We start from the raw sequence: 14,411 nt of genomic DNA on the forward strand, positions 1-14,411 counted from the left end.
GCGCCTTCGCTGGGTCGCGGAGCTGCACTTGACCACGTACGTACGCCCCCACCAGTCTCCACCACCCCCAACGGGGAGGCGCCGGGCCGCAGGACGGAGTCCGGAGGCCCGGTGCCGCAGCCGAACAGCCCCGCGCAGCGGCAACCGCCTGCCGCTGGGGGTACCTCCCACGCCCTTTAGGCAGTGGGGGAGCATCGGCGGGACAGTCCGACACGTCGGCTCAGGCATAGCGCAGCGGACGGGCTCGCCGCAGGCGCAACGGCGGGACAGCCGACAACGTGGGGCTCAGGCAAAGCGCAGCGAACCGTCACCGCAGCGCGGAACGCTGCTGCCACTGCTGCCAGGTCTCCTGCCAGACCTCGAGGCCGTTGCCGACCTCGGTCTTGTTGGGGTTGCTGGTGCCCTTGACCTCGACCGTGGAGCCGATCGTCAGGAAGTCATAGACCTTCTTGGCGTCGCTGGTGCTCATCCCGAAGCAGCCGTGGCTGGAGTTGGCCACGCCGAGCTGCTTGTTCCAGGGTGCGGAGTGCAGGAAGGTGCCCGAGGCGGTGAGGTGGGTGACCCACTTCGAGTCCAGCATCCATTCGCTGCCGTGGCCGATGGTGGAGGAGTCCATCGTCTCGGCCGCGTTCTTGCTGCGTACGGTGTGCACGCCGCCCCGGGTCGGGTCCTGGGGGGAGCCCGCGGAGCCGATGACGCTGCCGACGTTCTTGCCGTTCTCGTACATGGTCAGGGTGTGCGAGGGCACATCGATGACGGCCTTGTGGTCGGCGCCTATGGAGAAGCCGTAGTTGTAGTCGCGGGCGAACCAGCCGCCGCCGGTCCCGGAGTTGATACCGCCCAGCGCGCCCTTCACGGAGACCTTGGTGCCGGCCGGCCAGTAGTCCTTGGGACGCCAGTCGATGCGGTCCTTGCCGGAGTAGTCCTTGACCCAGCCCCAGGCGCCCTCGACCTTCGGCTGGGTGGTGACCTTCAGCGCCTTCTCGATCTCGGCGCGCTTGTCCTTGGCTATCGGGTTGTCGAAGAGGACCGATATCGGCATGCCGGTGCCGACGGTCTGCCCGCCGCCCGGGGTGTTGGTGAGCTTGTTGACCTTGTCGGCCTGCTCCGTGGTGAAGACCGAGGTGGCGGCGGATTCCTTGCCGTCCGTCGACTTCGCCCGGGTCTTCACGGTGTACGTGGTCTTCGGCCGCACCTTCCCGGCCGACTTCCATGACGTACCGTCAGCGCCCAGCTGCCCGTCGACCTTGGCGCCCTCGTCGTCCCGGACCTCGACCGAGGTGAGCTTGCCGCCGGCGGCCCGTACGGATATGGGCGAGCCGAGCCCGGCCGACTTGCTGCCCGCGGCCGGGGTGACGGTCACCTTGGCCGCCGACCCGTCCGACTTCGACGAGCCTTCGGCAGTCCCCCCGCAGGCGGTCAGCAGCGTGGCCGTCGCCAGCAGGGCGGGCAGAAACCGGGCAGGGTGGCGACGTGGCGCGGCATGCACGAAGGTCCTCCAGAACAGACAACTGACAGCGGGGCACCCGCCACCTCTGCAGAGGGTTTGTCTGTTTAGGAGGTTGTCTGGGGGATCAGTGATCTATGACACGGTTCGCTGTCCGGAGAGCGGGTACGGGGACCTGCTGCCCCCGCGTTCCGCCGCCCCCGGACCCGGTGACGTCACGGCGAGACCTGTCCCGACTCGCCGCCCGTGGAGGCCGGCGGGGGCTGGGACTCGGTGGTCGGCGTCTCCCCGGTCGGACCCGAGGTGCCGGTGGAGGACGATTCCGGTGGGGGGGAGGACTCCGAGGACGAGGACTCCGTGGTGGACGGGGGCTCGGAGGACTCCGAGGACGAGGACTCGGTGGTCGACGGGGGCGCGGTGGGGGATGCCTTGGTCGGGGGCGGTGACCAGGTGTCCGAGCTGCCCTCACTGCCCTCGGGGCGCCGGAAGTACTCGCCGGTTTCCGGGTCGTAGAGGACGAAGGCCTTCACCTCGGTGCTCGACGCCCGCACGGCCACCGTGTTCGAGGCGCGGTAACCGGGCCATGCCGTGCCCACCGGCTTCGCATCGCTCCTGAGGGCCGTCGGCGGCCGGAGCGGATTGCCGCAGGCGCAGCGCACCCGCGGCAGTCCGTGCGAGTCGACGAGGACGGCGGTGCCGGCCTGCAGCACCGACTGGAAGGGGGTGGCCTTGCCGTCCTTGAAGCCGTGGTTGGTGACGCGGGTGTCCCTGAGCAGCTGTACGGGGGTCAGCGAGCGGAGGAATGACGGGAGGGCGCCGACGTCGATGCCCGCGGCGTCGGCGAACGCTTTGGCCTTGGCCTGGTCGTTCTCCAGGTACGCGATCTGCTGCTCGACGTCGCAGCTGGCGGCGTTGCGGCTGCCGCCGTACAGGCCGGGATCGGAGCCCCGGAGGGTGGGGTTGCCGGTCGCCGAGCCGGGCGATGGGGTCGGCGACGGTGGTGGGGCGGACTTCTTGGCCGTCGACTTGGTGAACGGATCGGGGCCTGCCGCGGCGGCCGGCTGGAGGAACACCTCGCCCGCGCCGCCGCTCGGACGGGTGAGGACGACGGTCAGCGCGACGGCCGCCACCAGGGCGGCCGCGATGATCGCGATACGGGGCGTGGACCGCCACCAGGGCGCACCGCCGGCCGGGCCGCCTCCGGCGCGCCCGCTCCCTCCCCCTCCGCCTCCCCCTCCGCCACCGGACCCTCCGTCCCCTGGGCCCCCGCCGCCCGGTCCGCGTGGCCGGTCCACCTCGGTCGGCGGCGCGCCCGCCCGCGTCGGCTCGGCCGCGGAGCCGGACCCGGGGCCCGACGAGGGGCCGGCGAGCGGGCCCGACGGCGGGCCGGTCGGGTGGCTGTCGGGCGGCGGTGGAGATGTCACGGGTCCCTCTTCCGGCGCGTGGCGGGCCATCAGGCGCGGCGCACCACGCCGAAATATGCCCGGATCCATGCCCTGATCTGCGTCCTGGCGTCCTGGTTCATGTCCGATACATGACTCTATGGGTGCCATTGTGTGTCGGTGATCGGCTTTGTTCGCAAGCGGGGTGGCCTGCCCGTGCTTACGGTGGGGAGGTTCCCCACCCGGTCCGGCGTCCGGCAGGAGAGAGCGTGAGCCAGCTGCGCGGCCCCACATCACCCGGCACCCTCCGCGTCTGGCGGGAAGCCCTGGCCGCGGCCGCGGCGGGCATCGTCGCCATGTACGTGGTCGCCGCGCTCGGCCTGTGGGCCGCGGGCGCCGGCGACCTGCCCGGCGGCGCGTTCCCGCACGTCGTGGCGGCCGCCGTCGTCACCGCGGCGGGCGGCTCGATCGAGCTGACGGGTGACGCCGGGGTCATCGCCCAGGCGGACGCAGCCCTGGATGTCGTACCGCTGTCGGTGACGCTCGCCGGTGCCCTGGTCACCGCCGCCGTCTTCCTGCGCCCGCTACGGCACCGGGCGGTGGCCACCGGCCATGAACTGTTCGCCCGGGTCGCCCGTACGGCCGCCTGCTGGCTGCTGTTCCTGCTGATCCTCACCCTCGTCGCGCGCCACAGCTTCACTATCTCCGTGGGCAACGACCTCGCCGACGAGATCGGCGCGGAACTCGGCGCCACCCCCACCGTCGGCTTCCGCGCCGATGTGCCGGCCACCCTCGGCGTCGGACTGCTGTGGGTGCTCGCGGTGCTCGTGCTCACTTTCTTCGTCTCCCGCCGGGCCCCGCTGTCCTCCCCGCTGCTGCACCTGCAGAACTCCGTGCGCCCGCCCGCCTTCGCGATGCTGCTGGTGCTGCTCGGCTACGCGGCGATCGGGCTGATCACCGGCGTGGTCGTGCTGATCACCCAGGGGCATCCGGCCGAGACCCTCGCCGTCATCTTCCTGGGGCTGCCGAACCTGGCCTGGATGGCGCTGGGCATCGGCACCGGCGGCGCCTGGACGGGCCACGTCGACAAGGCCATCGGCCTGCCCATGCCGCAGCTGCTCGACGACGTCCTGCGCACCCGCCACGGGCAACGCACCCTCGACCTCGGCTCCCTCGCCGCCCAGGACGGCCGCGCCTGGGTGCTGGTCGCGCTGGCCGCCCTGGTCCTCCTCGCCGCCGCCTTCACCGCCGCGGTCCGCTCCCCGGCCGGAATGCCCGCCTGGCGGCACGCCCTCGAGCTGGCCGTGGCCCTCGCCGTCACCCTGCTCCTCATCGGCCTGCTCACTCGGATCTCCGCCCACTACGGCCTGTCCCTGATGGGCGTCGGCGACCTGGGCGGCAACCTGGGCGGCGAGGTCGTCCTGCAGCCGCAACTGCCGCGCCTGGTGGCCGCGGGCGCGGTATGGGGGCTGGTCACGGGGTTCCTCGGCGCCCTGCTGGCACGGCGCGTCCGCCATCCGGGCGAGGTCCGGGGACCCGGACCGCAGGCCTGAGAAGGCCGGGACCGCCGGGGCAGGGGGTGGCCGGTCGCCTTGTCAGCGGCCCGGAAACACCGGAATGGCCCAGCTCGGGGGCGGTGGGGGAGCGGTGCCGTGCGGGTCGCCGTTGTCGGGACCCGTGGGGCCGTGGTGTCCGCCGGTGGCGCCCGATGTGCCGCCGCGTCCGGCTGCGCGGAGTGCGGTGACGGATTCGCGGCAGGTGTCGTAGCGCTCGTCGGGGGTTTTGGCCAGTGAGCGGGTGAGGACGGCGTTGACGGGCGGGGGGAGGTCCGGGCGATGGTCGGTCAGCGTCGGCGGGGGGTCGTACTGGTGCGCCCACAGGAGTGCCATGTCGTCGTCGCGGCGGAAGGGGGGCGCTCCGGTCAGCATCTCGAAGAGGACGCAGGCCAGGCTGTAGACATCGCAGCGGCCGTCCACCGGGCGGCCCGAGATCTGCTCGGGTGCCACATAGTCCAGGGTGCCGACGAACTGTCCGACGCTGGTGAAGCCGGTCAGCGACAGCGACTTCTTCGTGAGTCCGAAGTCGGTCAGATAGGCATGCTCGGGGCGGTCGCTGTCGGTGCCCTCGGCGATCAGGATGTTGCCCGGTTTGACGTCCCGGTGCACCAGGTCGTGGTCGTGGGCGGCGTCCAGGGCGGAGGCCACCTGGAGGGCGATCCGGCACGCGGTTTCCAGGGGCAGCGGCCCGTCGCGGTCGAGCAGCGCGCGCAGGTCCCGCCCCTTGACGTAGCGCATCGCGATATAGAGCACGCCCTCGTTCTCGCCGGCCTCGAAGACCGGCACGATGTGCGGATGGTCGATGGCCGCGGCCACCCGCGACTCCTGGACGAACCGTTTCCGGAAGGTGTCGTTACGGGCCAGTTCGGGCGCCAGTACCTTGACGGCCACGGTGCGGCCGAGCCGCAGGTCCTCCGCCCGGTAGACGACCGCCATGCCGCCGCGCCCGATCTCCTCCTGGAGGAGGTACTCGGCGATCCGGCGCCCGCGCAGTCCGGAGGGCTGGTGCGCTCTCGCGCGCTCGTCGGGGCCGGAGCCCTCGGCGGTCACCGGAAGTCACCCCAGGCGGGTGGGGGAGGGGGGCGGCCCGTCCGCGGCCCCACCTGCCGCGTCCGCCGCGTCTGCCCCGTACGGCTGGGCCGGGGAAACCGGAGACCCCGAAGATCCCGGAGGCCCCGATGACTCCCCCTCCCCGCCCCGCGTCGACGGCCCCGCAGTCACCCCCTCCTGACGTGACGGCTCCGCCGTCACGGCGTAGGTCTCCAGCGATGTCCCGTCGCAGTAACACCACCGCTCGTGCCGTGCGTCGTACAGCCACACCGCGTCGCCGTCCACGACCACCCCCACCCGTACGCCCCGGGTCCGCTGCCCGAACGACTCGCCGTCCAGCCGTCCCGCGGCCAGTTCCTCGACCAACTGGCGGTAGCGGCCGAGCTCGCTCTCGACCGCACCCAGCAGCGGGCGGGGGTCGGCGGTCCGGGCGGCCGGCCGGCCGGCGGCGGGCGGGCCGTGCGGGACCGCCAGCAGCAGCCGGCCGTCCACCCAGGCCGACCAGCCGTTGGAACACAGCACCAGCGCCCAGTCCCCCCGCCGGTCGAGGAGCTGGACGGGCAGCAGCGGGTCGAGCGGCACCGTCGGCCGGCCGGCGTCCGGCGCGGACCAGGCCGCCATGCCGTCCCGCGGGACGACGTGGCTGGGGAGGAAGACGGGCGCGGTCACAGGCGGCTCCTCGGCACTACTTGCGCATGATCTCGGGCTCACGCCGCCGCAGCAGCTTGGTGACCAGGTACCCGAGGACGAGGGACAGCACGATCAGCATGCCCATGTTGAGCAGCCAGATCCCCGGCGCGTGCCGGAACAGTGGGTCCGCGGTGATCTCCAGCGGGACGATCCGGTGCAGATCGATGGTGCCCGCCATCGCGCCGAGCGCCCACCGGGACGGCACCAGCCACGACAGCTGCTCCAGCCCCGGCACCCCGTGCAGTTTCAGCAGCGCACCGCAGAAGACGACCTGCACGATGGCGAGGAGGACCAGCAGCGGCATGGTGACCTCCTCCTTGCGCACCAGGGCGGACACGAAGAGGCCAAGCATCATCGCCGTGAACGCCAACAGCGCCACGGCAAGGGTGATTTCGACAAGGGGCGGCATCAACACCCCTTTGCCGCCAGGGGAGTTGATCTTGACTCCGAACAGGCCGACCATGGTCAGCACCACGGCCTGTACGACCGTCACGGTCCCCAGCACCAGCACCTTGGACATCAGATACGCCGAGCGGGACAGGCCGACGGCTCTCTCCCGCTGATAGATCGTCCGTTCCTTGACCAGTTCACGTACGGCATTGGCGGCGCCGGTCAGCACCGCGCCGACGCACAGGATCAGCAGCGCGTTGAGCGCCGAGTCGCTGGTGAGGGTGCTGCCCGCCAGGGCATGCGCCATCGCCCCCATGACGAACGGCAGCGCGACCATGATGATCAGGAAGGTGCGGTCCGCGCTGAGCGCCGCCGCATACCGCCGCACCAGGGTGCGCAGCTGCCCGCCCCAGCTCTGGGCCGTGGGCGCGGCCACCGGACCCCGCGGAGCCTCAGGGGCGTGCCGCGGCTGCTGGGAGTCGGCCGCGATGTAGTGCCGGTGCAGTGGCGAGGCGCGGTACTGCCCCGCCCAGTCCCGCACGGTGTCCATCTCGAACGCCTCGAATGCCTCCGGCCACTGTGTGAACCCGAAGTACCGCAGCGCATCGCCCGGCGGCCCGTAGTACGCGATCTTCCCACCGGGCGCGAGGACCAGCAGCCGGTCGCACACGTCCAGGCTCAGCACGCTGTGGGTGACGACGATGACGGTACGGCCGTCGTCGGCGAGGCTGCGCAGCATATGCATCACCGAGCGGTCCATGCCGGGGTCGAGCCCGGAGGTCGGCTCGTCGAGGAAGAGCAGCGACGGCTTGGTCAGCAGCTCGAGGGCGACGCTCACCCGCTTGCGCTGGCCGCCCGAGAGGCTGTGGATCGGCTGGTCGACCCGCTGGTCGAGGCCCAGTTCATGGATGACCTCGTTGACCCGGGCCTGCCGTTCGGCCTTCGCGGTGTCCTCCGGGAAGCGCAGTTGGGCGGCGTAGCCCAGGGCCCGGCGCACGGTCAGCTGGGAGTGCAGGATGTCGTCCTGCGGCACCAGCCCGATGCGCTGGCGCAGCTCGGCGTAGTCGCGGTAGAGGTCCCGGCCGTCGTAGAGCACCGTGCCGTCGTCCGCGGGCCGCAGTCCGGTCAGCGCGTTGAGCAGCGTCGACTTGCCCGACCCGCTCGGTCCGACCACCGCCAGCAGCGACTTCTCGCCGACGGGGAAGGACACATGGTCCAGCAGCGTCTTTCGGCCCTTGTCGACCCGTACGGCCAGGTCCTGGACGTCCAGCGAGACCTCGCCGGTGTCGATGAACTCCTGCAGCTCCTCGCCGACGAGTGCGAACGCGGAGTGGCCGATACCGATGATGTCGCCGGGGACGACCAGGGCGTCGGTGACCGGCTGGCCGTTGAGGTAGGTGCCGTTGTGGCTGCCCAGGTCGACGATCTCGTAGCCGTCCGGTCCGGCCCGCAGTTCCGCGTGCCGGCGGGAGACGGCGAGGTCGTCGACGACCAGGTCGTTGCCGGCTGCGCGGCCGATCCGGGTGGTGCGGGCGGCGGCGGGCAGCGGCCGTACGGAACTGGGCTGCCGGAAGGTGTGGGTACCGGCCGGGTGGGAGACCGCGGACGGCCGCCGGGAGTCCTCGCGGGGCAGCGGCGCCCCGCTGAGCACCGCGCACGGTCCGTCGGCCGGATTGCCGAACCGGATCACGCTGCCCGGCCCGACATCGCAGTGATCCACCCGCCGCCCGTCGGCGTATGTGCCGTTGGTGCTGTGCTCGTCCTCGACCATCCAGTGGCCGTCGGTGGTCCGCAGCACCGCGTGGTGCCAGGAGACCCGCGCGTCCTTGAGGACGACTTCACCAGCGGGGTCGCGGCCCACGTGGTAGACGCGGTGCGGATCCATCATCACGGTGCCGCCGTCGGCCTCGACAAGGAGTTCCGGCGCGCTGGCACCCGGGCGCTTGGCCATACCTGGATTTTACGGCGAAGGGCAGGTCCCCGCCTGTTCGCAAGGACCGGCCAATCACGCAAAACCGCAGGTCACGCTACTGAGATGGCGTTGGCGTCGAGGTCGCAGGCGGACCGCGGGAGCCAGGTGTGCGCCCGGCTCGCGCACGGTGCACTCGCGCGCTCGTCACGTGGCCGACGGTGGGTCGCCGCCGGTTACTCGCGAGAAATACCCCAGGTCAACTAAGGTGAGCGCTCCGATTGGCCCCACCTGCAATTTCCAAGGAAATACCGGAATTTGCCCGGCCGATCGAAGGAAGTCCTGTCGAACCGGGACACAATGCGCAGCGCAGGGCTACGTGGTGTCGGCAACACCGCTCAACGTCGGCTTTGCAGGACCCGGCCGGTCCCGTCATGCCACCGGACATGCCGGAGCCGGTTCCCTTCTTATTCACCTACCTCGTGAAGGCAAGGCAGAGATGGCACGATCCTCCCGACAATCCTCCCCGCAGTTCTCCGGCAAGAGGACGCACCCCGTCGACGAGGTGCTCCCCGTCGGCAAACTCACGCTTTACGGTTTTCAGCACGTCCTCGCCTTCTATGCCGCGGCCGTCATCGTTCCGATTCTCGTCGGCAATGCCCTGGGCCTGACCCACGAGGAACTCGTCTACCTGATCAATGCGGACCTGCTGACCTGCGGTATCGCCTCCATCATCCAGGCCTTCGGCATCTGGAAGATCGGCGCCCGGCTGCCGCTCGTACAGGGCGTCACCTTCACCGCGGTCTCCCCGATGATTGCCATCGGCACGGGCGCGGGCGGCGGTGTCGCCGGACTGCTCGTCGTCTACGGCGCGGTCATCACCGCGGGCATCGCGGCATTCCTGTTCGCGCCTTTCTTCAGCAAGCTGGTGAAGTATTTCCCGCCGGTCGTCATCGGCACGATCCTCACCATCATCGGCCTCACCCTCATACCTCAGGGCCTCCAGGACGCCGCCGGCGGCGCCCAGTTGATCGGGCACCCGGAATTCGGCTCCACCAAGAATCTCGCCTACGCGCTGGGCACCCTCCTGTTCATCCTGGCCGTGGTCCGGCTCGGAAAGCCGTATCTGAGCAGCCTGGCCGTCCTGCTGGGGCTGGTCGGCGGCACCGCGGTCGCCTGGTGCTTCGGCGATGTCGATTTCAGCGCGGTGGGCAATGCCGACTGGTTCGGCGTCAGCACCCCGTTCCATTACGGAATGCCGAAGTTCGAGCTGCTCCCGATCATCGCCATGGTGGTCGTCATGCTCATCACGATGGTGGAAACCACCGGAGATGTGTACGCGATCGGGGAAATCACCCGCAAAAAGGTCGACAACACCACTGTTGCCAACGCCCTGCGCGCCGACGGTGTCGCCACCGTTCTCGGCGGGTTGCTCAACTCCTTCCCGTACGTGGCATTCGCCGAAAACATCGGCCTGGTGCGGATGTCCAGGGTGATGAGCCGTTTCGTGGTGGTCGCGGCCGGTGTCTTCATGATTGCCCTGGGGCTGCTGCCCAAGGTCGGCAGTGTGGTCGCCGTGATCCCGCACCCGGTGCTCGGCGGCGCGGCCATCTCGATGTTCGGCATGGTCGCCACGGTCGGCATCCAGATCCTGGGCAAGGTGGACCTGCGCGAGGAGCGCAACGCCCTGATCCTGGCCGTCAGTCTGGGTGCCGGGCTGCTGCCCTCCGCCGTCGCGCCGTTCTTCGACCGGATGCCGGACGATGTGAAGGCGATCCTCGACAGCGGGATCACGCTGGGCGGTCTGACCGCCATTCTGCTCAACCTGTTCTTCAATGTCTTCACCCGCCGCAAGTCGATGGAGATCGACTGGGACGACATCGAGGACGACGAGCCGGCGCAGCCGCAGGGTCCGCCCACAGGCTTCCCCGCGCACTGAGTCACGCCTCGGACGCGGGCCGCCCAGGCGCCCGTGTCCGAGGCGTTCAGTACGCCGCGGCGCTGCTCAGTGCGACACCGAGTGGAACGGCGGCGCCTCACCGGCCTCGCCGATCAGCTCCCAGAAGTGGTCGACGAGCCGCCGCAGATACGCCGAGCGCTCGGCCGCCACCTCCTTGAGCCGGGCGTCGTCGTTACGGGCCACCACATGCCCCATGTAGCGCTCGGCGAACTCCGCGAACTCCCCGTGCATCGTGCGCAGCGCGTCGCTGACCCGGGTCTTGTTCAGCGTGGTGATCTCCATGACCGGAGAGACATGCGTCTTCCAGCGCCCGTCGATGGCCGCACGCAGATGCCCGGCCAGCTCGTCGACCTGGCCCATCACGCCGATCAGCTTCCGCAGCGACAACCCCAGGGCATCCACCAGCGCCTTGGTCTGGCGGTAGTCGCCGGTCCAGCGCTGCTCCGTCTCCGCCAGCCGGTAGACGCCCGGGTCCATGCCGATCAGCTGCGCCAGCCGCTCCGCGCTCAGCTGCCGGGCCATCCGGTGCTCGGCCAGGGTCCGGGGCTCGAGGCCCATCAGGACCGTCGGTGCGCACCACAGGACGTCGGCCAGCGCGAAGAGCTGCGGCTCCGTCGGCACTTGGGAGCCGTACTCCCAGGCCTCGACCAGCTCGGGGCGGGCCGGAGCGCCGCACGCCGTCATGGACTGGGCGACCTGAGCGGTGGTCAGGCCCACCCGGGCCCGCGCCGTACGGGCTTCGGAAGGGGAGAACGGAGTGCTGTACACGTGCGGGACACCTCGCTGCACCCGGCGAAGCAGAGGGGTGCTTGGGAGCGGGAGATGATCGGGAGAGGTGGGCGGGATATGGCAGAACATCCAGGAGCGGGCAGATTAACAGATGGTTCGGACGTACGAATCTCCAGATCCCCTTCGATGTGAAGGCGTCAGGGGCGGTTGCGGGGCGCGGCGGAGGGACGGGCGAGGGATGGGGGAGGAGATGTGCTTTATCGTCCGATATCGCTCATCAACTTCCTTACCGTGTATAGCCGATGCAGTGGTGCGTACCGGGCGGTAGCGCTCATCGAGACCGGTAAGACTGCGGGACGTAATAAGAGCGTTACGTGGATGACGGTGCGGCGTCACAGTGATCACCGAGGCTGGCGTTGCCGACAGGCCCGCCAAGCGGCATCCTTTGGCACAACTGAAATCCGGTCCTCCCCCACAATCCGATCAGGATGGGACCCTTCATATGCGATCACAGCTGGAATGCGCCCGCGCATTCCCCGGCTCAACAGCCTCTGGCTCCATAGCCGTACGTCCTGACGAGACAGGCCGACCCGCGGAGAGACAGTCGCTGACGGCGCACGCGAAAGCTGTACTTGTCATGTATCTGGCAGGTGTGGCGTCGCTGCCCGGCGCTCTCCCCTCATGACGCCCGCGCCACCGCGCGCCCTCTGGTAACCGCCCGGGTGATCCCCCACATCCCCCGGCGCCCCGCCATGGCCGCGGCCCCGCCCGCGTCATCGACGTTATCGCGCCCCTTGCCACACCGGTCCGGACTGCCGCCTGCTGCGCGCCCGGACCGGCTTCGGCATGCCTCGTTGCAAGAAAGGACCTCACCAGGTGCTCACTTCGCACCCCACAAGTCCCCAGGGCTCACCCACGGCCCTGCTCGGCGACTCCGACGGCACCGTCCCCACCCCCACCACCGCCGAACCCGGGGCGATACCCCGGCCCGGCGGCCATGTGCTGGTCGTCGGCACTCCAGGACCACGACTGGAGCGGCTCACCCGGACCCTGCGCGCCACCGGACACGACGTCAGCCACGCCCCGCCCGGCGAGGTCAACCGCCGCGTCGGCCAGGCGCCCCCGGACGCCATCGTCGCCCTCGACGAACGGCACGAACCGGCCGAAGGAGGTGAACGGTCCGCCCGCCGCTCCGGACTCGACGTCATCCGCGAGGTCCGCACCGTCCCCGCCGGACAGGCGCTGCCCCTCCTGATGGTCACCGCCACCCCCGAGCCCGCCGGCGTCGTCGACATGCTGCGCCAGGGCGCCGACGACTGCATTCCCGAGGCCTCCGACCCGGTCGAACTCTCCGCCCGTATCGAGGCCAAACTGCGCCGCGTCCCCGTCCCGGTCGAAAACCTCCTCCAGGACCCGCGCACCGGCCTCTACTCCCACCCGCACTTCCTGGACGAACTCGACCGCGAACTCCAGCGCCCCGAAGGCAGCAGGCGCGGCGGCGGCCTCGCCGTCGTCGCGGTCGCCGAGATGAGCGCCCTGGAGGCCCGGCTGGGCCCGCGGGTGCGCCGCGAGGTCGCCGAGCGGCTGGCCGGCGTCGCGGAACGGCTGGGCAGCTTCTGCGACCGGCTCGGATGGAACGACGACGGCCATCTGCTGATGCTGCTGCCCGGCGTCGACGAGGAGACGGCCCGGCAGAGCCTGCAGAAGTTCGCCACCACCGTCGCCGGCACCCGCTTCATCGTCGCCGACGAGAACGTCCGCCTCACCCCGGCCATCGGCTGGCTCCCGCTGACCGGGTGCGCGGACGGCACCCAGGCCCTCGACAAGGCCCACGACGCGTCGGTCGAAGCGCTCCGTCACCGGGACCTGCGCCCGGTCCGCTACGCATCCTGGATGCGCCCCGCGCCGCACCGCCACCGGCGACGCCCGCTCAGCTCCCTGATCCGCCCCGCCCTCGCCTCGCTCTCCCCGGTCCTGGCGCTGCTGCTCGGCATCGGCGTCCCGTTCGTGCTCTACCAGCAGACATACGAACTGGGCTGGGACCTGGGCTCGGCCATGTACTGGGTGGTGGTGGCGGGCCTGGTCCTGTCCGCCCTCCTCATCGTCCTGGAGTGCCTCTACTCGCTCGACTCCACCAGCCGGCCCGAAAAGCCCGGCGCACCGTACCCGGCCGCCAGCGCCGTCATCGCCGCGTACCTCCCCAATGAGGCCGCGACCATCGTCGACACCGTCGAGTCCTTCCTCCGCCTCGACTACCCGGGCGAACTCGAGATCGTCCTCGCGTACAACACCCCGCACCCGCTGCCCGTCGAGGACACCCTCCGTGAGATGGCGGGCCGCGACCCCCGTCTGGTGCTGCTCCCGGTCGCCGGCTCCACCTCCAAGGCGCAGAACATCAATGCCGCCGTCACCCGCATCCGCGGCGAGTTCGTCGGCATCTTCGACGCCGACCACCACCCGGCCCCGACCGCCTTCCAGGACGCCTGGCACTGGCTGTCCAACGGCTATGACGTCGTCCAGGGCCACTGCGTGATCCGCAACGGCGACAGCTCCCGCGTCGCCAAGCTGGTGGCGGTCGAGTTCGAGGCGATCTACGCGGTCAGCCACCCCGGCCGCACCCGGCTGTACGGCTTCGGCGTCTTCGGCGGCTCCAACGGCTTCTGGCGCACCGACCTGCTCGCCCGTACCCGTATGCACGGCTCGATGCTGACCGAGGACATCGACTCGACCCTGCGCGCCCTGAACGAGGGCGCCCGCTTCGCCGTCGACCGCACCCTCATCTCCCGCGAACTGGCCCCCACCACCCTCAAGGCCTTGTGGAACCAGCGTTCCCGCTGGGCGCAGGGCTGGCTCCAGGTCTCGCTCAAGCACCTGTGGCACGGCCTGCGTTCGCCGGTCTTCACGGCCCGTCAGAAACTCGGCCTGCTGGTACTGCTCGGCTGGCGCGAGGTGCAGCCCTGGCTGACGCTGCAGATCCTGCCCATCCTGCTGTACTCGGCCTGGCGCACCGGCGGCTTCGACCGGCTCGACTGGGCGGTGCCGGTGTGCGTCCTGGCGATGGTCTTCACCCTGGCGGCCGGTCCGATCCAGGCCCTCTTCGCCTGGCGCCTGGCCGTTCCCGAACTGCGCACCCGCAGCCGCTGGTTCTGGTCGTACTTCTTCGTATCGACCTTCTTCTACAGCCACTTCAAGAACATGGTGGCCCGGCAGGCCCATCTGAAGGAGGCGCTGGGCGACCGGCAGTGGCGGGTCACCCCGCGGGCCGCGGCAAAGGCGGTGGCACGCCGATGAGTGCGGG

9 protein-coding genes are annotated in these 14,411 nt (G+C 70.7%); 3 read left to right on the forward strand and 6 right to left on the reverse strand.

The features are described from left to right. Positions 1–307 precede the first annotated feature (307 nt). The gene (locus AB0D04_RS20115) at positions 308–1,489 is read right to left on the reverse strand and encodes an Ig-like domain-containing protein (protein ID WP_362704902.1); all 1,182 of its coding nucleotides are present in this window, start codon (positions 1,487–1,489) and stop codon (positions 308–310) included. Between the two features lie 173 nt (positions 1,490–1,662). Continuing rightward, positions 1,663–2,871, reverse strand: coding sequence for a DUF6777 domain-containing protein (locus tag AB0D04_RS20120; protein WP_362704904.1), 1,209 nt, complete (start codon positions 2,869–2,871; stop codon positions 1,663–1,665). 236 nt (positions 2,872–3,107) lie between these two features. On the opposite strand from AB0D04_RS20120, the gene AB0D04_RS20125 reads away from it, so the two are divergent. Then, positions 3,108–4,382, forward strand: a complete 1,275-nt coding sequence (locus AB0D04_RS20125; RefSeq protein ID WP_362705002.1) for a streptophobe family protein — start codon at positions 3,108–3,110, stop codon at positions 4,380–4,382. Positions 4,383–4,424: 42 nt separating this feature from the next. Here the strand turns inward: AB0D04_RS20125 and AB0D04_RS20130 are convergent, their stop codons facing one another. From AB0D04_RS20130 to AB0D04_RS20140, 3 genes are read right to left on the reverse strand one after another with little or no spacing between them, the layout of a single operon-like run. Next, the gene (locus AB0D04_RS20130) at positions 4,425–5,435 is read right to left on the reverse strand and encodes a serine/threonine-protein kinase (RefSeq protein ID WP_362704907.1); all 1,011 of its coding nucleotides are present in this window, start codon (positions 5,433–5,435) and stop codon (positions 4,425–4,427) included. Positions 5,436–5,441: 6 nt separating this feature from the next. After that, positions 5,442–6,104, reverse strand: coding sequence for a hypothetical protein (locus AB0D04_RS20135; protein ID WP_362704909.1), 663 nt, complete (start codon positions 6,102–6,104; stop codon positions 5,442–5,444). A 16-nt stretch (positions 6,105–6,120) separates the two neighbouring features. Continuing rightward, the gene (locus AB0D04_RS20140; RefSeq protein WP_362704911.1) at positions 6,121–8,466 is read right to left on the reverse strand and encodes an FHA domain-containing protein; all 2,346 of its coding nucleotides are present in this window, start codon (positions 8,464–8,466) and stop codon (positions 6,121–6,123) included. A gap of 457 nt (positions 8,467–8,923) precedes the next feature. Between AB0D04_RS20140 and AB0D04_RS20145 the strand changes: the two genes are divergently transcribed. After that, positions 8,924–10,363 (forward strand): nucleobase:cation symporter-2 family protein, encoded by a 1,440-nt coding sequence (locus AB0D04_RS20145; protein WP_362704914.1) that lies wholly within the window; start codon positions 8,924–8,926, stop codon positions 10,361–10,363. A gap of 66 nt (positions 10,364–10,429) precedes the next feature. Here AB0D04_RS20145 and AB0D04_RS20150 read toward each other — a convergent pair whose 3' ends face one another. Further along, positions 10,430–11,152, reverse strand: coding sequence for a transcriptional regulator (locus AB0D04_RS20150; protein WP_362704917.1), 723 nt, complete (start codon positions 11,150–11,152; stop codon positions 10,430–10,432). An 837-nt stretch (positions 11,153–11,989) separates the two neighbouring features. Here AB0D04_RS20150 and AB0D04_RS20155 point away from each other — a divergent pair. Beyond that, entirely contained in the window at positions 11,990–14,404 is a 2,415-nt protein-coding gene (locus tag AB0D04_RS20155; RefSeq protein WP_362704920.1) for a glycosyltransferase, read from the forward strand. Positions 14,405–14,411 lie beyond the last annotated feature (7 nt).

It is taken from the genome of Streptomyces sp. NPDC048483 (assembly GCF_040651455.1).
Classification (GTDB): Bacteria; Actinomycetota; Actinomycetes; order Streptomycetales; family Streptomycetaceae; genus Streptomyces.

What these genes read in the sequence shown, in the direction of transcription:
- AB0D04_RS20140 (WP_362704911.1), bottom strand. Translation starts at nt 8,466, where the DNA reads ATGGCCAAGCGCCCGGGTGCCAGCGCGCCGGAACTCCTTGTCGAGGCC.
- AB0D04_RS20145 (WP_362704914.1), top strand. Translation starts at nt 8,924, where the DNA reads ATGGCACGATCCTCCCGACAATCCTCCCCGCAGTTCTCCGGCAAGAGG.